Source organism: Pseudoalteromonas pernae, from assembly GCF_039831865.1.
GTDB lineage: Bacteria > Pseudomonadota > Gammaproteobacteria > Enterobacterales > Alteromonadaceae > Pseudoalteromonas > Pseudoalteromonas pernae.
Window position 1 is genome coordinate 129313 of the sequence record NZ_JBDODM010000005.1, and the last position, 22612, is coordinate 151924.

General features: G+C 46.0%; 19 protein-coding genes and 1 tRNA gene. 8 read left to right on the top strand and 12 right to left on the bottom strand.

Annotated features, from left to right (window positions below):
- Nucleotides 1-14 precede the first annotated feature (14 nt).
- Complete coding sequence (gene cysE / locus V1358_RS13125) at nucleotides 15-830, bottom strand: serine O-acetyltransferase (protein ID WP_347390595.1); 816 nt, start codon at nucleotides 828-830, stop codon at nucleotides 15-17.
- A gap of 110 nt (nucleotides 831-940) precedes the next feature.
- Nucleotides 941-1879, bottom strand: coding sequence for an AraC family transcriptional regulator (locus V1358_RS13130; RefSeq protein ID WP_347393812.1), 939 nt, complete (start codon nucleotides 1877-1879; stop codon nucleotides 941-943).
- A 130-nt stretch (nucleotides 1880-2009) separates the two neighbouring features.
- Between V1358_RS13130 and V1358_RS13135 the strand changes: the two genes are divergently transcribed.
- Together V1358_RS13135 and V1358_RS13140 are read left to right on the top strand one after the other, a co-directional pair.
- On the top strand, nucleotides 2010-2330 hold the full coding sequence (locus V1358_RS13135) for an Mpo1-like protein (RefSeq protein ID WP_347390593.1): 321 nt from the start codon (nucleotides 2010-2012) through the stop codon (nucleotides 2328-2330).
- 9 nt (nucleotides 2331-2339) lie between these two features.
- Nucleotides 2340-3083 carry a class II aldolase/adducin family protein gene (locus tag V1358_RS13140; RefSeq protein ID WP_347393813.1) on the top strand — a complete coding sequence of 248 codons (744 nt, stop codon included), beginning with the start codon at nucleotides 2340-2342 and terminating at the stop codon, nucleotides 3081-3083.
- Nucleotides 3084-3129: 46 nt separating this feature from the next.
- On the opposite strand, the gene V1358_RS13145 is transcribed toward V1358_RS13140, so the two are convergent.
- The 4 genes from V1358_RS13145 to V1358_RS13160 form a co-directional block, all read right to left on the bottom strand.
- The gene (locus V1358_RS13145) at nucleotides 3130-4692 is read right to left on the bottom strand and encodes an AMP-binding protein (protein ID WP_347393814.1); all 1563 of its coding nucleotides are present in this window, start codon (nucleotides 4690-4692) and stop codon (nucleotides 3130-3132) included.
- 19 nt (nucleotides 4693-4711) lie between these two features.
- Nucleotides 4712-5218, bottom strand: a complete 507-nt coding sequence (locus V1358_RS13150; RefSeq protein WP_347390590.1) for a 2,4'-dihydroxyacetophenone dioxygenase family protein — start codon at nucleotides 5216-5218, stop codon at nucleotides 4712-4714.
- A gap of 91 nt (nucleotides 5219-5309) precedes the next feature.
- Entirely contained in the window at nucleotides 5310-6377 is a 1068-nt protein-coding gene (locus tag V1358_RS13155; RefSeq protein ID WP_347393815.1) for a zinc-binding dehydrogenase, read from the bottom strand.
- 312 nt (nucleotides 6378-6689) lie between these two features.
- Nucleotides 6690-7700, bottom strand: a complete 1011-nt coding sequence (locus V1358_RS13160) for an AraC family transcriptional regulator (RefSeq protein WP_347390588.1) — start codon at nucleotides 7698-7700, stop codon at nucleotides 6690-6692.
- A gap of 194 nt (nucleotides 7701-7894) precedes the next feature.
- Here V1358_RS13160 and V1358_RS13165 point away from each other — a divergent pair, with 194 nt between their 5' ends.
- Nucleotides 7895-8875, top strand: a complete 981-nt coding sequence (locus V1358_RS13165) for an NAD-dependent epimerase/dehydratase family protein (RefSeq protein ID WP_347393816.1) — start codon at nucleotides 7895-7897, stop codon at nucleotides 8873-8875.
- A 95-nt stretch (nucleotides 8876-8970) separates the two neighbouring features.
- On the opposite strand, the gene V1358_RS13170 is transcribed toward V1358_RS13165, so the two are convergent.
- Both V1358_RS13170 and rhlP read right to left on the bottom strand, forming a co-directional pair.
- Nucleotides 8971-9744: an alpha/beta fold hydrolase gene (locus tag V1358_RS13170; RefSeq protein ID WP_347393914.1), complete on the bottom strand. Its 774-nt coding sequence runs from the start codon at nucleotides 9742-9744 to the stop codon at nucleotides 8971-8973.
- Between the two features lie 105 nt (nucleotides 9745-9849).
- Nucleotides 9850-10683, bottom strand: coding sequence for a rhombotarget lipoprotein (gene rhlP / locus V1358_RS13175; protein ID WP_347393817.1), 834 nt, complete (start codon nucleotides 10681-10683; stop codon nucleotides 9850-9852).
- Nucleotides 10684-11006: 323 nt separating this feature from the next.
- Between rhlP and V1358_RS13180 the strand changes: the two genes are divergently transcribed.
- On the top strand, nucleotides 11007-11228 hold the full coding sequence (locus V1358_RS13180) for a hypothetical protein (protein ID WP_347393818.1): 222 nt from the start codon (nucleotides 11007-11009) through the stop codon (nucleotides 11226-11228).
- 19 nt (nucleotides 11229-11247) lie between these two features.
- Here the strand turns inward: V1358_RS13180 and V1358_RS13185 are convergent, their stop codons facing one another.
- A complete protein-coding gene (locus V1358_RS13185) occupies nucleotides 11248-13050 on the bottom strand; it encodes a sensor domain-containing diguanylate cyclase (RefSeq protein ID WP_347393819.1) in 1803 nt (600 codons plus the stop codon).
- Between the two features lie 686 nt (nucleotides 13051-13736).
- Nucleotides 13737-13821: transfer RNA gene (locus tag V1358_RS13190), tRNA-Leu, on the bottom strand.
- A gap of 292 nt (nucleotides 13822-14113) precedes the next feature.
- Between V1358_RS13190 and V1358_RS13195 the strand changes: the two genes are divergently transcribed.
- Nucleotides 14114-14617: an RDD family protein gene (locus V1358_RS13195; protein ID WP_347393820.1), complete on the top strand. Its 504-nt coding sequence runs from the start codon at nucleotides 14114-14116 to the stop codon at nucleotides 14615-14617.
- Nucleotides 14618-14980: 363 nt separating this feature from the next.
- Here the strand turns inward: V1358_RS13195 and lptG are convergent, their stop codons facing one another.
- Together lptG and lptF are read right to left on the bottom strand one after the other, a co-directional pair.
- Nucleotides 14981-16048, bottom strand: a complete 1068-nt coding sequence (gene lptG, locus V1358_RS13200) for an LPS export ABC transporter permease LptG (RefSeq protein WP_347390582.1) — start codon at nucleotides 16046-16048, stop codon at nucleotides 14981-14983.
- The gene (gene lptF / locus V1358_RS13205; RefSeq protein WP_347390581.1) at nucleotides 16045-17157 is read right to left on the bottom strand and encodes an LPS export ABC transporter permease LptF; all 1113 of its coding nucleotides are present in this window, start codon (nucleotides 17155-17157) and stop codon (nucleotides 16045-16047) included. Before lptF ends, lptG begins: the two co-directional genes overlap by 4 nt.
- A 245-nt stretch (nucleotides 17158-17402) precedes the next feature.
- Between lptF and pepA the strand changes: the two genes are divergently transcribed.
- The 3 genes from pepA to V1358_RS13220 all read left to right on the top strand — a co-directional run bounded on the left by pepA (nucleotide 17403) and on the right by V1358_RS13220 (nucleotide 22341).
- Complete coding sequence (gene pepA, locus V1358_RS13210; RefSeq protein ID WP_347393821.1) at nucleotides 17403-18917, top strand: leucyl aminopeptidase; 1515 nt, start codon at nucleotides 17403-17405, stop codon at nucleotides 18915-18917.
- A gap of 116 nt (nucleotides 18918-19033) precedes the next feature.
- Entirely contained in the window at nucleotides 19034-19468 is a 435-nt protein-coding gene (locus V1358_RS13215; protein WP_347390579.1) for a DNA polymerase III subunit chi, read from the top strand.
- A 26-nt stretch (nucleotides 19469-19494) separates the two neighbouring features.
- The gene (locus V1358_RS13220; RefSeq protein WP_347393822.1) at nucleotides 19495-22341 is read left to right on the top strand and encodes a valine--tRNA ligase; all 2847 of its coding nucleotides are present in this window, start codon (nucleotides 19495-19497) and stop codon (nucleotides 22339-22341) included.
- The last annotated feature ends 271 nt before the right edge of the window (nucleotides 22342-22612 follow it).

Here is a 22612-nt window from a genome sequence, read left to right on the forward strand (position 1 = left end):
CTTGCTAAAAAGCCTTAAAGCATGGCACTAGTATGCGACTGATTTTCTTGTTCGTCATTTAAAAAGTTTTGGTTCATTGATTCCGCCGGACAAGGACAATCCGGACGGCCAACGATTTTAGCGGGTACGCCAACGGCCGTGGTATGAGCCGGTACAGGGCTTAATACCACAGAGCCCGCACCGATGCGTGCGCCCTCACCCACTTCAATATTGCCAAGTACTTTGGCACCCGCTCCAATTAGTACACCCGCGCGAATTTTAGGGTGACGATCACCTGACTCGTTACCCGTACCGCCTAAGGTCACCGACTGTAGAATTGATACATTGTCTTCAATAACGGCCGTTTCACCGACAACAATCCCTGTTGCGTGGTCAAACATGATGCCGTGGCCGACTTTACATGCTGGGTGTATATCCACGCCAAAGACTTCTGAGGTACGACTTTGAATAAATCGTGCCAGCTCTTTGCGTCCTTGTAGCCATAAACAATTGGCAAGGCGGTGCGCTTGTATGGCATGAAACCCCTTCAAGTTAAGCATCACAGTTAGGTAACTGTCTGCCGCTGGGTCGCGGTCTCTAACCGCCTTGATATCATGCGCGACATGCGTAAGCATCGCGTCACATCTCACAAAGGCTTGATCAAACAGTTCACGAATGGTGAACGCAGACACGACCGCATCAGCCAGTTTGTTGGCGACGATAAAGCTAAGCGCTGAACCCAAGCAATCATGGTTAAGCACACACGAATACACGTGTGAGGCGAGCAACGGCTCTTTAGTAACGACTTGATTTGCTTCTTCTCTTAGCTGCTGCCAAATTTCATGACGCATGGGGTACCTATAAAAACATCTTTAATTATCATACTAAGTGTAACGGATCTTAGACAGAACGCGCTATCCCCGTTCACTAGTGCACTCGTTATTAGATATAACTAAAATATTTAAAAATTCCGTTCACTTGCCGATTTCGCACGATATTGACTCGGGGACACTGCATACCAACGCGTAAAAGCATGATGAAACGCACTAATTTCACTGTAACCGCATAAATACGCGATTTCAGAAATACTCAATTGTGTATCACTTAACAAGGATAAACTTTTTTTCTGACGAACCGCCTCAAGCTCAGCTCTAAAGGTCGTTCCTTCAGATAAGAGGCGGCGCTGCAAGGTTTTTTCACTCATACCAAATTGCGCAGCAATACTTTTGCTGTTTACCTTTCCCGTTGCGAGGCGCTGTTCAATAACTAATGCCAGCACCTGTGTGATTGCACGGTGTTGCGTGACCTCAAAAACCCCTTGCGGGTCACTGCTATTGCTTGCACTGTCATTAGCAAAAAAAAGCTGATGATAAGCACAGCCGTATTCTATCTCACAGTTAAAATACGCTTTGGCATGTTCACACGGTGTTTTCCTACTCAAACACACTTTACTAGGTCGCCAATCTTTGTCCGCCACAGTCCGCGCGACCTTCACACAAAACGCCATTGCCGCTTCATAACTTTGCACCGTAATCGTGTTTAAATCATTGGTAAAATGAAATCGCATCTCCACTATATTGCCATCATGTTCAATCAGCTTGGCATTCGTGTTGCCACCCATCAGTTTCTGATAGCGCAGCATCAGCTCAAACGCGTCAACGACTGATTCCATTTGCAATAAAGCAAAGCCAATGACGGGTAATGCGCGCACATCGACCCCTTTGCCTACCTCAATTGCAATATTCAAATCTGGAAGCAACTGCTGAGCCTCACGCCATAATATACTGACGTTGGTTTGCGGGTAACGATTGTGGATCGCAGCCAAAGACTCCAATGAGATATTGGCTTTAGCAAATAGCGCAGACAAAGGTAACCCTTGCCATTTAAAGGTTTCAGCCATAGCCGCCACCCACCACGAAGAGATAGTACGCACGATGTGTCCAAAAATAACAATTATACGTCCGATAATAACAAGCACTATGCAGAATTACAGCTTATGTTAATAGAGCACTTCAGCAACGGAGATTCACATGGGACACGTTAAAGACAAAGATGGTTTCTCAAGCTTCAAAGAGTTTTACCCTTACTACTTGCAGGAACACAAAAACAAAGTGTGCCGACGTCTGCATGTTATTGGCAGTTTCATCGTACTTGGCATTCTAGGCTACGCATTGGCGACGGGCCAGTTTGCATTATTGTGGTTAATGCCTGTTGCCGGTTATGGTTTTGCTTGGGTAGGACACTTCTTTTTTGAGAAAAACAAACCCGCTACCTTCACTTATCCACTTTACAGTTTTATTGGCGATTGGGTGATGTTCAAAGACATTCTTACTCGCAAAGTACCTTGGTAAGGAGGGATTATGAAAGACCAAGTATCACCACAAGAATGGCAAGCGCGTGTTGAGCTTGCGGCGGCTTATCGCCTTATTGCTCACTTTGGCTGGGATGATTTAATTTTTACGCATATCTCCATGCGTGTGCCTGGCACCAAAGATCAATTCCTGATTAATCCCTACGGCATGATGTTTCATGAAATTACAGCATCCTCATTAATTCGCGTCGACCAAGATTGCAACATGCTGCACGACAGTGATTTTCCAGTGAATCCCGCAGGGTTTTTAATTCACAGCTGCATTCATGAAGCGCGCGACGATGCACACTGTATTATTCACACCCATACCGCCAACGGTGTCGCAATTTCGGCATCAAAACATGGGCTATTACCTATTTCACAACAAGCTGTGGTCGTGCACAGTGGTTTGAGCTATCACGATTACGAAGGTATTGCTCTCAATCCAGACGAAAAACAGCGCTTGGTGAATGACTTAGGCAGTAATAATTTTCTCATACTGCGTAACCATGGTTTACTCACGACCGGCGCAACTGTTGCCGACGCATTTTTGTTTATGTATGCGCTGGAATCAGCATGTGCTGTACAGGCGCGAACATCACAAGACCCTGAGCAATTAATTCATGTGCCGCAGCCAATTATCGACGGCATTAAGGGGCAAACCGCAGCGGTTACCAAGGGTTTAGGAGGCGCGCTGGCATGGCCTGCGCTATTACGCTTACTCGATGCCAATAACCCCGGCTACGATAGCTAAAAAAAAGCCCGTTATTAAACGGGCTTTTTTATGCACTTTATCGGCCTTATGCGCTGCGCAGTTCACGACGTAGGATTTTACCCACAGTCGACTTAGGCAGTTCATTAAGTACATGGATATGCTTGGGCACTTTATAGTTTGTCATATGTTGACGACAAAACGTTTGTAACTCTTGCTCATCCACTTCGCCTTTAAGCGTAATGAAGGCATGCACCGCTTCACCAGTGCGCTCATCGGCTTTACCTACCACAGCTGCTTCAAACACAGCAGGATGGCTTACCAATACTTCTTCAACTTCATTGGGATAAACATTAAAACCTGACACAATGATCATGTCTTTTAAGCGGTCAATAATCTTAATGGCGCCATCCGGTTGACGAATACCAACATCACCGGTCTTAAAGTATCCCTCAGGAGTAATTGCTTTAGCGGTTTCCTCTGGACGATTCCAGTACCCTGTCATCACCTGTGGACCTTTGACAACAATTTGACCACTTTCCCCGTCAGCTACAGGATTATCATCTGCATCCCACAACTGCACGTCAGTATCACGAATAGCAAAACCTACCGTGCCGATCTGTTCCTCGCCCGGACGATTAAAGGTTACAACAGGAGATGTTTCCGACAGACCATAGCCTTCGGTAATAGTGCACCCTGTAACCTTCATCCACGTATTTGCAGCTGTTGTCGTCAATGCTGCACCACCGGAAACTGTTAACTGCAATTTCGAAAAATCGAGTTCATGGAAAGCCTCGGTTGCACACAAGCCCATAAACAAGGTGTTGATCCCTGCGAACGTTGTGAACTGGTGAGCTTTAGCCGCTTGGATAAAGCCTTCTAGATCTCGTGGGTTGGGGATCAACACTGTGTGGTTGCCGTATCCGGTAAAAATCAGCAAACTCAGGGTGAATGCGTAGATATGGTACAGCGGCAATGGACAAATAAAGACTTCACTCATCTCTTTACAACGATCTGCAAAGGCCTCTTTAGTCTGAATCGTGTTGGCTAGCAAATTCAAATGCGTCAGTTGCGCCCCTTTAGACAAGCCGGTTGTGCCACCTGTATATTGCAGCACAGCAACATCGTCCAAGGTTGCTTGAGAGCGAGGATAAGTTACCCCTGCACCTTGCTTTAACGCCTCACTAAAGAGTACGCAGTCGCCATCCACAGCATCGGTTTGCCCTTTGAGTAAATCAGCTGCGCCGGTACAAATTACATGTTCTAGTTGGGTGTCTGCCAGAATACCTTGCAACTTAGGGTACAAATCAGAAAGTATGACGATGGCTTTGGCACCCGAGTCATTAAACTGATGTTGCATCTCCCGCTGCGTATAAAGTGGGTTTGTGTTAACCAATACAAGACCCAGTTTCAATGCCGCAAAAGCAGCTATGGGATATTGGTTAATATTAGGAAGTTGCACCGCAATGCGATCTCCAGCCTGTAACCCTAGTTGATGCAGATAACCCGCTAAATTGTCAGCATGATTATTGATTTCACTGAAAGTTAAAGTTTGCCCCAGACACGTAAACGCGTCTTGGGCGGCATAACGCTGTGCCGCTTGCTCAATAAATTGAGCAAGGTTTTGATATTGATTTACTTGTTCAAGCATAGTGACTCCAACTGGTATGTTACTGGTCGGAAAAATCATAGCTTGCCTTTGGCTTGATGTAGCGCGGTTCAATGCCTTGTTCTTTCGCGGCAGCTAACATCACTTGCTCAATCCAACCCGCATCCATGATGTTGACATAGTTTCCGTCCGCATCGAAGTTAATATTAGCACCTTGAACGACCATGAAGGTATCAGTAACTTCTTCATTACTTTCAGGGGTATGGAATGTGTGGATAGAGCCGCCTGGCTCAAATAAGTAACTGCCTGCTACCTGCTTGTCTTCAGGGTATTCAATGTAGTGCCAACAGCCACTCATGGTGTACAAATGCACCACGCCTGTATGAAAGTGTTTTGGTAGAGTCACGCCTGGTTCAAATTGCACGCGTAACACCCATAATCCGTTTTCAACATCAAGAACCAGTGGATACATATGCACACCGGGTAATGCATCTTTGATAATTTTCTGTTCGTTTGTGTGCACACATAGAAGGTGCTCTAAATGATTCGTCATTTCTGGTAATGCCATAGTGTGTTCCTCTACTTGCTGTAGTGTTCAGCGCTTGCTACAAGCGCTAATTTTTGTTTTTTATAATATTAGTTCGGCTAAAAAGCCCTGTTTATTCATGAGAATACGGCGTTAGCGCACCATTGCGCCAAGGCTCAATAATCACTTTAATATGCTCGTTTTTGCCCAATAAAGTATTGAACGCATCTGTTACACCGTCCATACCGACCGTTGCAGTGCACATGTGTTGCCACGGAATATCACCCGATGCCATAAGCGATAAGGATTGTGCAAATTCTTCTGGGGTGTAGTAGTAAGAGAAATAGATATCCATTTCTTTGACAGTCGCAAAGCCAAAATTAACCTGCGCCATTGCGGTGTGGATTCCAGTGATAACAAGTGTGGCTTTCGCTGGTGCGCGCTCAATAAAGCTGTTGATCAGCTGATGCACGCCAACACATTCAAAAATAACGACGCGTCGCCCATCAGCGATTTTAGCCGCTAGCGCCACTTCATCCTCAACACTTGGGTCAACCGCTGCGCTCGCTCCAAACTCTTGAGCTATTGCGCGATTCTTGGGTTGCAAGTCAGATGCAACAATATCTTTCACACCAAGGTGTTTTAACGATGCGATGGTGGCTAAGCCAATTGCGCCGCAACCTGCTACTAAGGCAACACAATCTTTATCTACTTTGGCACGGTTAACTGCGTGCATACCAACAGCAAGGGGTTCAGTGACGGTTGCAGCCAATGAAGATAAATGTGCTGGCACTTCAAGTAAGAGATCAGCGTCAACAATAAAGTACTCAGAATAAGCACCGTGCACGCCCGGAGTGATACCTACCCCAGCTCCCCCTTGGCTCATCAACATAGGTACGCAGGTTACGCGTGTACCGGCATTAAAGCGTTGCTCGGTATCAGGGCCATAACTTACCACTTCAGCACAAAACTCATGGCCTAGCATCAAAGGCGTACTAGCCATCAGATCTTTGGGCATCACACCCAATTTATCGAAAATATCTGCTACTTCCTCGCCATGACGCACTATGTGTAAGTCCGAACCACAGATGCCACAAGCAAGACTTTTAACCAGCACTTGGCCGGGACCAGGTGTAGGAATATCAATTCGCTCATTTTCCAGTTGGCCGTTGCGCACAACCACTGCTGCCATTTGACTCATAGATGCTCCTTAATGCTCATGGCACAGTGTTGTGCACATGACGCTTTGCTAAAACTATTGTGACTTAACATACTAGTTACAAGGAACAGAGTTATTCTTGACAATATAAGACAACTAGATGACAAAATAAGACAACCAACCAGTTGCCAGGGTCTGTTAATCTTCGCTGGGTGTTGTTTTGTAGTGGCCATTTGGCGTGCGTTGGCAAGGCAGAACCTGCATCACATAGTCATTCTATGTAAGTGAGGTGATAACGCAGGAAAAGTTCCCCAATGTCACTGCCCAAGGGCTTCAACCAAAGACAAAGTGTATTCAACTATTTGGTATGAGTGACTTTATAAATTGACTTGGCGGCATGCCTGTCCAGCGCTTAAAACTGCGACTGAAAGCTGAGAAATCTGCATACCCTAGGTTCAGTGCCAAAGTGGTCATAGTCATGTTATTCATCTTGAGCGTACGCATCGCAATTTCTTTGCGCGTGTCTTCAAGTAATTGTCGGTAGGTGGTGTTTTGTTCGTTAAGCATACGCTCTAGCTTCTTGGGATGCATACCTAGACTCGCAGCGATGTTTTCTTTACTGCAATCACCGGTGGGAAGAAGCACATTTATGGCGTGACGTACAAGACGAGAGTGATCAACATAGGCCATTTGGCGTTGCTGGAATTGTTTCTCTATGATGCTGTTGAGTAGGTTCGCTGGCTGACTTGGAGTGAGTGCTAAAGTCTCGGAGTCAAAAAGAAGACTGTCATGAGCACAGCCTGTTTTTACTTCACATCCGAATATTGTCGCCAAGCGAATGCTAATGTGCGCAGGTAATTGCTGACGCAAGCAAATTGCGTGCGCGTGCCATCGGTTGCCAACCATATCGCCAATAACGCCTTTCAGTAAGCCCAAACTCATGTAAACGAGTTGCGGATACTGCTGTCTGTCATTGACTCGCATTTCAACGGTTAGCTCACACAGCTGTGACTGGGTCTTAAACATCGTCAACTCAGCACCTTGGGCATGCATGTCAGCGAACTTTTGTGCACATCTCAAGGCCGCTTCTATTGTCGGTTGCTGCGCCATATATGCCCCAACTAAGCCTATGGTTGCGAGCCCTTGCTCACGACTCACTCTAGCCCCCAAGCAAGGTTCATGGAGCCGTTCAGCACTTAACTCAAGTAATTTAGCGACCGTTGAATAAGGCACCATCAAGTCAGGATCGGCGTTTTGACCCGGTAGAATGTTTACACTTTCCATCAGCGAATAAGGGGCTTCACCCAGTTGTTCCACCAGTTCAGTGAAGCCATCAAGTGCTCCCATTCGGACATAATATTGCATCGCACGACCCTCGTTTCAAAATGGTGCAACGATACCTTGCTATGCACCAACTAGTCGCATTATGACACCTACTTGTCTTAATATGTCAAGAATAAACCTCACCTTGTTATTACCATGTTAAAAAACACTAATATTAAGCTGGAAAAACCCTTCGGTGACTAGCGCCTAGCGGTTTTAATTCAGAGGTGGATAAAATGAAAAGTGTATTAATCACCGGAGCCGGTGGGTTTATTGGTCGCCACCTTGTGGCTGAGCTGCTGGCGCAAGGTATCGCTGTGAAAGCGCTGATGCTGCCAACAGAAGCAATTCCCGAATATTGGGGAGACAAGGTCAAAATAATCCGTGGTGATATCCGCCGCTTGATGGAATTAGCCGACGAAATCGGGGAGTTTGATACTTTATTTCACCTCGCTGCCATAGTGAGTGACTGGGGCGCTAAACAAGAACACGTCGATATCACTGTTCATGGCACTGAACAAGCCATTGCACTGGCTTTAAAAAATAGTGCGCGCTTTGTTGTAACCACGAGTATTGCCGCCTACGGAAGTAAGATGGGCAGTGGCATACTGGATGAGCAAACACAGCGTGGTACACCTGCATCAAACTACGAATATGTAAAACAGCGCCAAGAAGATGTGACACTCAAAGCAGTACGCGAAAACGGCTTACATGCGACCTTAATTCGCCCATCTAATGTCTATGGTGTGGGCAGTGTGTGGGTGAATCGTTTCGTCGACAAGTTAGCACAGCAAGAGCCATCGCTAATGGGAGATGGTAACTGGGATGCAGGACTTGTGCATGTTCGCCATGTTGTGCAGGCCATGACGCTCGCAGCGCAATCAACCACGCTACCTGCGGGTGAAATATTTGTCATTGCTGATAACCCAGGTGTCACCTGGAAACAGTATTTAGACGCGCTTGCTAATACCTTGGACTTACCAAAAGCCAAATCAATACCAAACTGGCTAGCTAGAGCTTTAGCCCCGGTTCTCGAAGGGGTTGGTAAGTTAATCAATCAAAAGAACCCGCCATTAGTAACGAATCTCGCCTATCGCCTTACGGGTGTGGAGAGTATCTTTAACAGCGATAAAGCCAAAAAGATGCTTGGCTACAAACCTGAGATTACTCTTGAACAGGCGATGCAAGAAATTAAAACCGACTTTGAACAACGCTAAGTAGCAGAGCGTTTTTGTGCCACCCGCTTGGGTGGCACTTTTTTATTCAGCGATTAAGTGCTGCTGGCATAAACGGTAGCGCTATTCCCAGCATGCTACTTGTGACTTTTTGCCGTGATCACTTGTTGTACCAACCGCACGATTTCTTTAATGACCATGTCAGGTTCATCTTTTTGTGGGTAGTGGTAGCTTTGGTCAGTAAGCACTGCTCGCCCCTGTGGAAAAGTCTTTGCCCAATGGGAGTGCAGCTCTCCCCACATTTTTCGTGCTTCATCAGTAAAGAACAATAACGGTGGATCATCGTATTTTTTCACTGAGGCAATTACAGTAACGGGGATATCTGGGATAGCGGGATAATCAGGAAGGGGGCGTTTTGCCCAGAAATCTAAATACTGATTAGACATGCCACCACGCATGTCATCTAATTTTACTTGGGCAATTTCTTTCTCGGCCTGCACCAGATCGATAGCGCGCATAATGTCCACATCGTGCTCAGATGCAGGCTCAACTAGCATGAGCGCAACAACGTCTTGCGGGTAACGCGCTGCAAAAACTCGGGCAATGTAAGCCCCATAAGAATGTGCGATATAAACCACCGGTGTATCAACCTTAAGGGCCTGCAATAAGGCTTTAGCTTCGTCAGCGTACTCTTCACTACTGTAGTTTTTTTCAATTGGCGCCGAGCGACCATTTCCCAAACGCGAGTAACGGATCACTCGATACTGCTTTGCCAATGCGGGATAGATGCTTTGCCAGTCGTCCATACCCGCTGAGCCTCCTGCTTCTAATAACAAGGTGATGCCCTCACCGCCTGAGTCTTCGTACTCCATTTCCAAGCCATTAACTAACACTTTAGCTGGCTGCGCCATACAGCACGCAGATACAAAGACCAAACAAATATACAGGACGATAGGTTTCACCAAAGTTCCTTTTTAAAGTTAGAAGTTCACAACCAAACGAACTGCAAAAGTTGATTAGCTTAAGTGACTTTGCTTTGGGTTACGAAGCAATAGTACGCATCCAAAAATCAATAGTAAGTAAACACTTACTGAGCTACCAGAACCATTCTTGGAGACTACTTTAGCTACTTTTTCTTCTTTTACTCGCTTCTCAAACTGACCAAGTTCAACATCGAGGTTCGTTATCATATCTGCAAATGCTAATTCAAAACCCTCGTACGACTTGTCTGACAGGGTTTGAGCGATATCCACTGCAGTGGTACTTTCATTTAATTTGCTCAACCCTGGAGCGCGTAACAACATTTTACGGCTTTTTACATCAAATACTGCTGTATCGACAAATGTTTGTACTGTATTTTCATTTCCTTCAATCACATACATGCCAACAATAGTAAGGTACCAGATCGCCGCCTTGTTTTCGTAGGTGTTTGCCACTTGGTCATAGGACACCAACGCCATCACATCGACGTCATACAATCTCGCCACTTGCTCCAACGTTGTGAACCCCTCCCCCCCTTTGAGATACGCATCGGGGATCACCTCGATGCGATTGATATATTCGTGTTGTAAAAAAGACTGCTTTACCTTGTTGAGCAATTCAATTTTATTTTGGTTGTGCAGCGCATTTGATTGCCAGTTATCTGAAGGAACGAATGCTAAACCAACATTAACAGGCAAGCTTAAAACAGGGATTTGCGGTGTGTGCTCAGCACGGTCACCTTCGTTGGGATATAAGTAATCGACTAGGCTACTGGATTGGGTTGAGCTTTGGGTGTTTTGGCTCATCAGCATACTGCAAGAAGCCAACAAAGTAGTGCTCAAAATTATCAACAAAGTACGAACAAGCATACAAATTCCTTTTATTATCAGTCTTGTATAGCAATATTATTTACACTTGTTTGACAGAGGCCACCTGATTTGGTTCAAAAAGTATAATCAACAGATTGGCTCATTAGCGTAAAGTGCATACGCGTCAGCCACAGGTTGAAACAACTAACTTCGATAATATATTTAGCTTTACAAACCCACTAACTCATTGATCAATAAACCACCAAATCAAATTTCAGCTCGACAACCAATTTGCCCAAAAAATAAACTATTGCACTAACGTTAAAATTTTGGCTCAATGAGACGCAACAGAATTTTTATCTATGAATATCGGGAAAACTGTTATGGCACGTAGAGAAAAATTAGTCTTTCGTATGATGCTCGCCCAAGCACTCAGTGACGCCAACAACCAAGTGTCTCTCGAGCATATTAAGCTCAATTGCGGCATGTCAGATACGGAGCTATCACCGATTATCGATGAGCTCGAACTAAATAATATCATCGAGCGTCGTGACAACGGTTCAATCGCCATCAACCCTGAAATAAGCTTTCAATCCAGCGAATAATTCTTCAGAACACAGGTTGTTATTCATCAAAACTAGCTTTATTTCTACCAGTCTTCTTAGAAATGTACAGTGCTTTGTCGGCTCTTACGAATACGTCACGCGCGACTGTTGATTCATCTGGCACTGTGCACACTATACCTAGGCTGATTGTGACTTGCTGATATTTAGATGCGTGATGATCAATATTCAGTTCTACGACTTTGCGTAATAAGTCAGATACCAATTCTTGCACCCGTGAATTCTCCAAATCCGTCAAAATCACTGCGAACTCTTCTCCACCATATCGTGCTACTAACTTACTGTGTGCACTGCACTGTGCAACAGTGTGCTCAAGTAACTGAGCCACCTTTCTCAAACACGCATCGCCTTCATCGTGACCATATAGGTCATTAAATTGTTTGAAATAATCTATGTCGCAAAGGATAAGTGTAAAGGGCTGCTGGCTCTGGGCCGAATGAGCAATCTGCGCATCAAAAAATGCGTCAAACTTCCTGCGATTAGCAACACCCGTTAACGCATCAGTGTGAGCAATTAACTCAAGTTTTTTATTTGCAGCTTTCAACTGTTGAGTGCGTTCATTTACCGTTTGCTCTAAAGACGCGGTGTGGTCTTGAATTTCTTGCGCCATATTTTCTATGGCAATACTAAGTCGTCCTATTTCCCCCTCTCTGTGAACGGGTAAACGCACGTCATAATGACCTTTTGCAATGTTCTCTACTTCATTGGTTAAATCTGCAACGGCCTGCAATTTTGGCGATATTGTTTGTGAGATAATGAAGTAACAGATAAATAGTGATATCACTATTGAAGCAGCATGAAGGTAGGTAAAGTGCAACATTCCTTCATCGATAGAGGCCATTTGCGTACTTAACACAATTATCCACCCCGTTGCCTCTATATATTGGTAGCTCGCGATATGGCGCGACAAGCTTTCCTTATCCGAGTGTTGAAGGGTGTATGTCGTAATACCTCTAAAGTCGTCTTTATTGTTTTGCGCTATCGCTCGTTTGAGTGTCTCCAGCGGTTGTGCAATAACTGACTTTCCCGTCTGCGCATCTTTGATTGCAAACGCACTGTGCCCTTGCAGTTGTGAATGAACAACAAAAGTTCCATCTATATCAATTACATATGGAATGAAACCGGCATTGAGTTGCAGCTCATCGAGTGCCCTTTTTACCGCCTCAAAACTATAGAGTTGATCGTATTCATGTTTGAATGGCGACACACCAATAACCCAATTCCATGGCGCGAATTCTGTAAGCCAAATGGATTTATCAACGACTCCAAATTTAGGTAATTCAACTTGAAACTCGTAAAAGCCATTTTTGATAGCACATTCTTCCACCATAAATGGAAACCGAGAGTTATCAGCTCCTATGAGTGAAGAGTTAGGGTGAGCCACCAATACCGGGCGATCGGCGTCAGTGCAGTCGATTGCAACAAGATATCCACTGTGCTCAAATTCAAGGCTAGCTATATACGATGCCGTTAATGCTTTAGCGTCACTTTGAGATAACTCTCCCTCGGTATAGCGTTTAAAAATACGCTCCACCACCTGAATACTGGATTCAGACACTCCTTTTAGGTAACTCTCTACGGACACTTGAACGGAACTTTCTATTAACCCATTAAGAACGTGCGTTGTTTGTTCGAGATCTTTTATTTTCTGGCTTTTTAGCTCGTCGTATAAAACTTGGTGAACAAGTATGCCTCCCAAACCAAATACTAAAACGATGGCAAGGAGTATCCGTCGAAGCAGCCTGTGCCGAAACGAGTTTTTAGCTATGGAAGTGGTGCGCTTTGACTCACCAGAGTGCGGCATAGTTAAACCTTTCACAATGGATATGTGCGACCGTTAGACGGCCAATCAGTTAAGTTTAGACCACGCAGTTACCTGCTGCTAGAACATAAAGCTAATTGGGACAGTGGGTTGCATATGAATAAGCATGTCAGCGTCTCGGGTATGCTGAGTGTAGCCCACGTGGCGCTCAAGTCCGCGAACACCAAATTTCAGGCATACAAAAATGTCAGGAACATTTTTGAACGACCATAGGTCGGCCCATAGGGTAAGTGCAGGGATTGCACGCATAAAAAAACCCCAGCCATTCGGCTAGGGTTATCTAAAGTGGTACCAGTGGGCGGACTCCAAACCCGCAACAGTGCCACGCCCGCGTGGCGCTCAAGTCCACAAACAACAGATTTCAGACATACAAAAATGTCAGGAACATTTTTGAACGACCGTAGGTTGGCCCATAGGGTAAGTGCAGGGATTGCACGCATAAAAAAAACCCAGCCATTCGGCTAGGGTTATCAAAAGTGGTACCAGCAGGCGGACTCCAAACCCGCAACAGTGCCACGCCCGCGTGGCGCTCAAGTCCGAAAACAACAGATTCCAGACATACAAAAATGTCAGGAACATTTTTGAACGACCGTAGGTTGGCCCATAGGCTAAGTGCAGGGATTGCACGCATAAAAAAACCCCAGCCATTCGGCTAGGGTTATCAAAAGTGGTACCAGTGGGCGGACTTGAACCGCCACGCCCGAAGGCAACGGATTTTGAATCCGTCATGTCTACCAATTCCATCACACTGGCATCTTTTTTCTTTGACCTTCTCAGCGAGAAGATAAAGAAAAACCACTTCAGAGCAAAGGCTTTGTTTATCTGCCCTCATCTCTATGCCCTGCATTATACAAAGAATGTTTAGCGCGGCAAGCGTTTTATGTTAGAAATCTGTCAACTGCCCACTATTCGAACAAATCCAGACTTTTTATGGGGTTTATGCTCACTCACTCGTCGCATTGTATAGGCACCTAAAGTGAAATAATCGCCTTTGCCAATCGCCTTTGTTACACTGTCGCCGATTTTGATTGAGAGAAAACTAACCATGTCGTCTTCGAAACCTTTATCTGCTGGCTTTGGTCGCCGCCTTGCGTCCCTCATCTACGATGGTCTTGTCGTCATCGCTTTTGCCATGCTTACAACGGTTGTTTACCTTCTATTGGTTCAAGGTGCCGTGTCTCTCGGGTGGGTTGCCCTAGGTGACGCCCAAGACGTAGCCGATCTCATTCAAAAAAACCCCATCTTATATGTGTTGCGTGACATTCTATTAGTGTTTGTGAGTGTTAGCTTCTTTGGCTACTTCTGGAGTAAGAGTGGGCAAACAATCGGTATGCGTGCTTGGCGCTTACAGGTGCGCCGTTTAGATGGTTCCCTACCCACTTTTTGGCAAGGCGCTTGGCGCAGCTTGGCCTCACTGTGCGGGCTCGGAAATCTGTTGGTACTGGTGGACTTTAAAAATCAGCGCGCGCTGCAAGACCACCTTTCGGGTTGCCACGTAGTGACATTGTCAAAAGAAGATAACAAGCAAATTTACCGCTCGTTAGATTAATTAACCTTGCCATTGAGCGGCCAGTTAGCCGCTCACAACACCAGCCTACCTCATCGTGTAAACACACCTCAGCGCATTCATAAAAACTACGCAAGAAACCTTTCAACAAAGTGACTTAAGTTATTGACCATAAATAGCGATATATAAATATCGCGATTTCAAAGCAATCATTTCAACAACGAGTTGTTCTATTTGAGAAATCACGAACCCCGTTTGCACTTTATTTAACACGCTAGAGTGTTTATGTATTTATGTCGATTGGTATGAGGCTTTAAACCCTAAGGTGCAGTCCTGAAGACGTAAAGGGTATTGGAATCTTGGCTCAGCACAGCAAAACTATGTGAGCCAATCAGAGGCTGTGTGTTAGTTTCGGCGCTTAAGTAGATAGCTTGCGAACACAATGAATAACAAGCTAGGCAGTACGGCTCCGATAAACGCAGGTATTTGATATACAGACACAATCGGCCCGAATATACGGTCAGTTAAGTGGAAAACGATACCCGTGATTACCCCCATCACAATACGTGCGCCCATAGTCACTGTACGCAGCGGACCAAAGATGAAAGATAACGCTACCAGCAACATCACCCCCAAGGCTACGGGTTGCATGATTTTGCGCCACAAAGCGAGCTCATACGTAGACGTATCTTGGTCATTCTGACGTAAATACTGCAAATAGGACCATAATCCAGTGAACGATAAAGTTTCAGGCTTAACAGATACAACACCTAGCTTCTCAGCGGTCAATTCCGAACGGTAAAACATCTGCTTTTGCTGTTGCTCAGAGACTTGTTGTTCATCCATGTCTAACGTGCGTACACCTTGTAACAACCAACCTCCGGGCTGATTAAATGCTCGGTCCGCAAATGTAACTTGATCGAGCTGTAACTTATCATCGAAGTGGTACATACGAATGCCGCTGAGTTGGCCTTGCTGATCCACGTCTTCAATATTAATGAAGACATCGCCATCTTTCGCCCATACTCCTTGTTGCGCACTAAAGACATCGCCACCGAAGATAGCGTTAGAGCGAAGTTGCTTTGCAGTTTGTTCAGCCCTCGGCACCCCCCACTCAGCAACAGCCATCATCACCAGCGCCATCACTATCGCTGTTTTCATTACCGAAGTGATCACTTGCAAACGCGACATACCAGCAGCTTGCATCACAACAAGCTCACTGTTTGAAGCTAGCGCTCCTAAGCCAGTAAGACCACCGATTAGTGCTGCCATCGGGAAAAATACCACGATGTCACCTGGCATACTGTAAAGGGTGTACAACATCGCATCCATCAAGTCGTAACTACCACGACCGACCGATTTTAACTGCTCAATAAATTTGATTAAGGTACTAATGCCAACCAACACCAACAATGCAAACCCTGTGGTTTGCATAATGCTGCGACCTAAATACCAGTCGAGAGTCTTCATCATACTGCACTACCTCGACGTAAGAATGTGGCTCTGAGCCAAGCACCGACAGGACGGCCTTTGATAATCAAAAATGCGCCGATGAATAAGGCGCTCAAATGCACCCACCAAAGTCCTGCAGACACTGGAATCTTACCGTCTTCCAATGCAAACTCAGCGGCCTTTAACAAAATGAAGTAGCCTAGATATAAGCTAATGGCGGGCACTAATTTAGCAAACTTGCCCTGACGCGGGTTAACCACACTCAAAGGCACGGCAATCAAGGTTAATAAAGGGATAGAAAGCGGAATCGCCAAACGCCATTGCAACTGAGATACAGCTTCATTGGTATCTTGCTTCAACAATTCAGAAGTCGGCACAGCTTCTAATTTGCGACGTTGGTGTTCAATGGCTTGTTCGCGAATTTGCACCTGATAAGTATCGAATTCAGTACGCTGAACATCCAAAGCATCATCTTTCACTTCAACACGTTGGCCGTTGGTCATGATTAATTGCTGCTCGCCATTATCACGTTCTTCAACACGGCCCATATCGGCATACACTATTTGCGATTTTTGCGGTCCTTCGCCACGCTGTAATTGCGCAACGAAGACACGGTTGAGTGAACGCCCACCGTCATCAATGTTATGGATAAACACCACCGCTTTTTCGTTGCCTGTTTCTTGAAAACGACCTGCACGCAGCGCGCTGAGCCCTGCTTCGGCCTCGGCGCGTTCCTTGAGCTGATACTCTTTTTCACTGGCCCAAGGGGCAAGATACAGCGTCATGGCGCCGGCCAAAATAGCTAATACTGTGCTTGAGATAAGCGTAACGCGTACAACGTACCATTCACTCACGCCACAAGCCTTCAAAACCGTCATTTCGCTATCCGCATAGACACGGCTATAGGCTAGGATAATACCTAGAAAAATGCTCAATGGCAGAATGAGTGAAGCAAGTTGCGGCAGTTTCAGTGCAACCACAGAAAGCACGAGTTTTGCGGGAATACTTCCTTCAGAGGCATCACCTAAAATCACAACGAACTTTTGGCTCACAAATATCGTCATGAGTGTAAGAAAAACAGCCACCTGCGACTTAAAAACTTCAGCGGTTAAGTATCGAAAAATCAGCAATGTCCGCCCCTAAAAACGTCGTGTTTCACTGGCATAGTGGGAAAATTTGAGTAAACTAGTTATTTTAGTCACTTTATTATATGCCAAGCGCATTAAATATCATACCTAAGGTATGCAATTGTCTACACTTTAGTTTAGTGGATAATGAATTGCGCAAATAGTTCACTGGCAAATTAAAGTACTTTCACAGCGACTTCATGGTAAAAATTAATGAAGAGCTGATATTTCCTCAATTAGGAGTCACAATGGAATTTAGCGTAAAAAGTGGTAGTCCAGAGAAACAGCGCAGTGCCTGTATCGTAGTCGGTGTATACGAGCCACGCCGTTTATCCCCCATTGGCGAACAGCTGGACCAAATCAGTGAAGGCTATATTTCTAATCTATTACGTCGCGGCGACCTTGAAGGTAAGCCGGGCCAAACGTTACTACTGCATCATGTACCAAACGTATTAAGTGAGCGCGTGCTACTTGTTGGCTGCGGTAAAGAACGCGAACTGGATGACAAACAATATAAACAAATCATCTCCAAAACCATCAACACCTTGAATGAAACTGGTGCGATGGAAGCCGTGTGCTTCTTAACCGAACAACACGTTAAGAGCCGCGACACGTATTGGAAAGTTCGCCAAGCGGTTGAAACAACACAAGATTGCTTATACACATTCAACGAGCTGAAAAGTAAAAAGAGCGACCCACGTCGCCCTCTGCGTAAAATTGTATTTAACGTCCCTACTCGCCGTGAATTACCTATCGGTGAAAGCGCCATTGAGCATGGTTTAGCAATCGCGTCAGGTGCTAAATTATGTAAAGACGTTGCCAACATGCCACCTAATATCTGTAACCCGCGTTACTTAGGTGAGCAAGCAAAATCACTGGAAACAGAATTCGACAAAGTCACCGTAAATCTGGTTGGCGAGCAAGAAATGGAAGAGCTAGGCATGCATTCCTACCTCGCTGTTGGCCGTGGCAGTGCAAACGAATCTGTGATGTCTGTGATCCATTACAACGGGGGTGTTGAAAATGCAGCGCCTATCGTACTTGTCGGTAAAGGCTTAACGTTCGATTCAGGCGGTATTTCTATTAAGCCAGGCGAAGGCATGGATGAAATGAAATACGATATGGGCGGTGCAGCGGGTGTTATCGGCACCATGCGTTCAATCGCAGAAATGAACCTGCCGATCAATGTGATTGGTGTACTGGCTGGTTGTGAAAACATGCCAGGTAGCAATGCGTATCGTCCAGGCGACATATTAACAACAATGTCAGGCCAAACTGTGGAAGTGCTAAACACTGACGCCGAAGGCCGTTTGGTACTTTGTGATGCCCTCACCTATGTTGAAGCATTCGAACCAGACACGGTTATCGACGTTGCGACCCTAACAGGTGCGTGTATCATCGCTCTGGGCGCTCATGCGACAGGCATGCTTTCAAACCACAACCCACTGGCGCATGACCTACTAAAAGCCGGTGAGCAAAGTGGCGACCGTGCATGGCAACTCCCTTTGTGGGACGACTATCATGAGCAACTAGAAAGCCCATTCGCTGATTTCACCAACCTAGGTGGTCGTGCTGCGGGAACTATCACGGCGGCATGTTTCTTGTCTAAATTCACCAAGAAATATAACTGGGCGCACTTGGATATCGCTGGCACTGCATGGCGCAGTGGCGGTAAAAATAAAGGTGCAACAGGCCGACCTGTGCCGATGCTTACCCAATACTTGATTAATCGCGCTGGTGTTTCAGAAAGCACGCAAGACTAATCACAGTTAGAAACTCATCGAGTGAACGATAAGCCCCTTTTTAAGGGGCTTATTCATTGATGCAAACTGCCGATTGTGTCAAAATTGGCGGATTAACGAGCCGCGTAGAGGACGCAATGCACGCGTTATTTTACCTGCTAGAACATGCTGATGAGCCGGGCAATCAAGTGCCGGCTCATTTTGATCTTGGCGCTCGCCTTGCGGCTGAGCAATATCGCCAAGGTAAAAGAGTGTTTATTTTTGTTGATAATCGTGACGATGCGCATCTGATCGACCAGCATTTATGGGCGTTTGACGCCGACAGCTTTGTGCCTCACAACCTTCAAGGCGAAGGTTCTCGAGGTGGTGCCGCCGTGGAGATTGGCCAAACGCCGCCAGTCGCTAAGCGCACTGTGCTAATTAATTTAGCGTCAACAGTGCCGGATTTCATCCGCCGCTTCGACACCATTTTAGATTTTGTGCCTGCCGATGAGCAGCGCAAACATGCGGCACGAGCAAAATACAAGCAGCTTCGCGACATTGGCGCGCAGCTAAGCACACAAAAAGTTTAGACAGAATTTAGTTAAGGTCCTGGGCAATGGATAAAACCTACAATCCGCAAGATATTGAACAATCTCTCTACCAAGAGTGGGAAGAAAACGGTTACTTCAAACCAAGTGGCGAAGGCGACTCGTACTCGATCATGATCCCGCCTCCAAACGTCACTGGTAGCCTACATATGGGCCACGCGTTCCAAGATACCATCATGGATACCCTAATCCGCTTCAAGCGCATGCAAGGCAACAACACGCTTTGGCAAGTAGGTACTGACCACGCGGGTATCGCAACACAAATGGTTGTAGAGCGTAAGCTTGCCGCTGAAGAAGGTAAAACACGCCACGACTTGGGCCGCGATGCATTCATCGACAAAATCTGGCAGTGGAAAGAGCAATCGGGTGGCACTATCACCAAGCAGCTTCGCCGCCTAGGTGCATCTGTCGATTGGGATCGTGAGCGCTTCACCATGGACGAAGGTCTATCAGAAGCGGTAAAAGAAGTATTTGTTCGTCTTTACAAAGATGACCTAATCTACCGCGGTAAGCGCCTAGTTAACTGGGATCCAAAACTACACACGGCCATTTCAGACCTTGAAGTAGAAAACAAAGACAAGCAAGGACACATGTGGAACTTGCGCTACCCGCTTGCTGATGGCGTCAAAACACAAGACGGTAAAGACTACATCGTGGTAGCTACAACGCGCCCTGAAACTATGCTAGGCGACACAGGTGTTGCAGTAAACCCTGATGATGAGCGTTACCAAGACCTTATCGGTAAAGAAATTCTATTACCTATCGTTAATCGCCGTATTCCTATCGTTGCCGATGAGCATGCGGATATGGAAAAAGGCACAGGCTGTGTGAAAATTACCCCTGCGCACGACTTCAACGATAACGAAGTAGGTAAACGCCACCAATTGCCGATGATCAACGTATTCGATAAAGATGCGGCGATCTTAAGCGTTGGTGAAACCTTCACATTCGACGGCAAGCCACTTGAATTTGATGCGCCAATTCCAGAGCGTTTCCATGGCTTAGACCGCTTCGATGCACGTGCCAAAGTTGTGGAAGAGTTTGAGCAGGCGGGCTTGCTTGAGAAAATCGACGACCACAGCCTAACAGTTCCTTACGGCGATCGCTCAGGTGTAGTTATTGAGCCATTATTGACTGACCAATGGTATGTGCGAGTAGCACCACTTGCTGAGCCGGCAATCAAAGCCGTTGAAGACGGTGATATCCAATTCGTTCCTAAGCAATACGAGAACATGTATTTCGCTTGGATGCGTGACATTCAAGATTGGTGTATCTCGCGTCAGCTATGGTGGGGTCACCGCATTCCAGCTTGGTACGACAATGAAGGTAACGTTTACGTTGGCCGTGATGAAGCTGAAGTGCGCCGTGACAATAACCTAAGCGACGATGTAGCTCTGAGCCAAGATGACGACGTACTTGATACGTGGTTCTCATCTGCATTGTGGACTTTCTCAACACTCGGTTGGCCAAACAACCTGGAAGACCTAAAAGTATTCCACCCGTCTAACGTGTTGGTAACCGGCTTTGACATCATCTTCTTCTGGGTTGCGCGCATGATCATGATGACCATGCACTTCATCAAAGATGAAGATGGCAAAGCACAGGTACCGTTTAAAACCGTTTACGTGACTGGTCTTATCCGTGATGAAAACGGCGACAAGATGTCGAAGTCTAAAGGTAACGTCCTTGACCCACTCGACATGATTGACGGTATCGACCTTGAAAGCCTAGTGACTAAGCGTACTGGCAACATGATGCAGCCACAGCTGGCGAAGAAGATTGAGAAGAACACTCGTAAAACATTCGCCGATGGCATTGAGCCACATGGTACGGATGCATTGCGCTTCACACTTGCGGCAATGGCATCAACAGGCCGTGATATCAACTGGGATATGAACCGCCTTGAAGGTTACCGTAACTTCTGTAATAAGCTATGGAACGCTAGCCGCTACGTACTGATGAATACAGAAGAGCAAGATTGTGGCTTCAATGATGCCGAGCGTGAATACTCGCTTGCAGATCGTTGGATCCAAGGTCAATTCCAACAAACAGTGAAAACCTTCACTGAGCATTTGGATAACTACCGTTTCGACCTTGCTGCTAATACGATTTACGAGTTCACTTGGAACCAATTCTGTGACTGGTACCTAGAGCTTACTAAACCAGTATTATTCAAAGGTAACGAAGTACAGCAACGTGGCACACGTCATACGCTTATCACCGTACTTGAAGGCCTACTTCGTCTAATGCACCCGCTGATGCCTTACATCACAGAAACAATCTGGAAGCGTGTAGCACCTATTGCTGGTATCGAAGCAAATACCATCATGCTGCAAGCGTTCCCGCACTTTGATGAGAGCAAAGTAGATGCTACAGCAATGGCTGATCTTGAATGGGTAAAACAATTCATCGTCGCTATTCGTAACATCCGTGGTGAAATGGACATTAGCCCAAGCAAGCCACTGAACGTACTTCTTGCTCACGCGGGTGATGAAGATATTCGTCGCCTCGAGCAAAACCGTAACTTCCTAAGCTCGCTTGCTAAGCTAGAAGAAGTAACAGTGCTTGCCAACGCGGATGAAGCACCTGCTTGCGCAACGGCAATGGTTGGCAAACTTGAAATCATGATCCCAATGGCGGGTCTGATTGATGTTGATGCTGAACTTGCACGTATCGCAAAGCAGCTTGAAAAAGCACAAAAAGGCTTAGAACAGGTTGAGAAGAAGCTAGCGAACGAGAAGTTCGTAAGCAATGCTCCTGAAGCGGTGCTTGAAAAAGAAAAATCTAAACTTGCTGAATTCAGTGACGCTAAAGCGAAGCTACTTGAGCAAAAAGCAAAAATCGAAAGCTTGTAATAAAGCCATTTGATTTCACGGAAAAACGCGAGCTAGGCTCGCGTTTTTTGTTTGCGCTTATGGTTTAATACCTATCCGCTTAAGGATGTGATCCTATATGGCGACAGAGCTATGGCGTGCGTGGAGAGAACCCGGTCATAAGCCTTGAATACTCCCCCTTAGAGTTAGTATAGCTATAGCGCCCAAAGCCAATAATGGAATCCCCCCCACATTACGGGTTCACGCCCTGTCACCTTGATCAATAAATCAAGCAACACAAACGCATCCGCCC

Coding starts and splice junctions, on each gene's coding strand:
- V1358_RS13155 (WP_347393815.1), bottom strand. CDS start 6,377: ATGAGTCAAATGGCAGCAGTGGTTGTGCGCAACGGCCAACTGGAAAAT.
- pepA (WP_347393821.1), top strand. CDS start 17,403: ATGGAATTTAGCGTAAAAAGTGGTAGTCCAGAGAAACAGCGCAGTGCC.
- V1358_RS13130 (WP_347393812.1), bottom strand. CDS start 1,879: ATGGCTGAAACCTTTAAATGGCAAGGGTTACCTTTGTCTGCGCTATTT.
- V1358_RS13195 (WP_347393820.1), top strand. CDS start 14,114: ATGTCGTCTTCGAAACCTTTATCTGCTGGCTTTGGTCGCCGCCTTGCG.
- V1358_RS13170 (WP_347393914.1), bottom strand. CDS start 9,744: ATGGCGCAGCCAGCTAAAGTGTTAGTTAATGGCTTGGAAATGGAGTAC.
- rhlP (WP_347393817.1), bottom strand. CDS start 10,683: ATGCTTGTTCGTACTTTGTTGATAATTTTGAGCACTACTTTGTTGGCT.
- V1358_RS13165 (WP_347393816.1), top strand. CDS start 7,895: ATGAAAAGTGTATTAATCACCGGAGCCGGTGGGTTTATTGGTCGCCAC.
- V1358_RS13215 (WP_347390579.1), top strand. CDS start 19,034: ATGCACGCGTTATTTTACCTGCTAGAACATGCTGATGAGCCGGGCAAT.
- V1358_RS13220 (WP_347393822.1), top strand. CDS start 19,495: ATGGATAAAACCTACAATCCGCAAGATATTGAACAATCTCTCTACCAA.
- V1358_RS13185 (WP_347393819.1), bottom strand. CDS start 13,050: ATGCCGCACTCTGGTGAGTCAAAGCGCACCACTTCCATAGCTAAAAAC.
- V1358_RS13145 (WP_347393814.1), bottom strand. CDS start 4,692: ATGCTTGAACAAGTAAATCAATATCAAAACCTTGCTCAATTTATTGAG.
- V1358_RS13160 (WP_347390588.1), bottom strand. CDS start 7,700: ATGCAATATTATGTCCGAATGGGAGCACTTGATGGCTTCACTGAACTG.
- V1358_RS13180 (WP_347393818.1), top strand. CDS start 11,007: ATGGCACGTAGAGAAAAATTAGTCTTTCGTATGATGCTCGCCCAAGCA.
- cysE (WP_347390595.1), bottom strand. CDS start 830: ATGCGTCATGAAATTTGGCAGCAGCTAAGAGAAGAAGCAAATCAAGTC.
- V1358_RS13135 (WP_347390593.1), top strand. CDS start 2,010: ATGGGACACGTTAAAGACAAAGATGGTTTCTCAAGCTTCAAAGAGTTT.
- V1358_RS13150 (WP_347390590.1), bottom strand. CDS start 5,218: ATGGCATTACCAGAAATGACGAATCATTTAGAGCACCTTCTATGTGTG.
- V1358_RS13140 (WP_347393813.1), top strand. CDS start 2,340: ATGAAAGACCAAGTATCACCACAAGAATGGCAAGCGCGTGTTGAGCTT.
- lptG (WP_347390582.1), bottom strand. CDS start 16,048: ATGATGAAGACTCTCGACTGGTATTTAGGTCGCAGCATTATGCAAACC.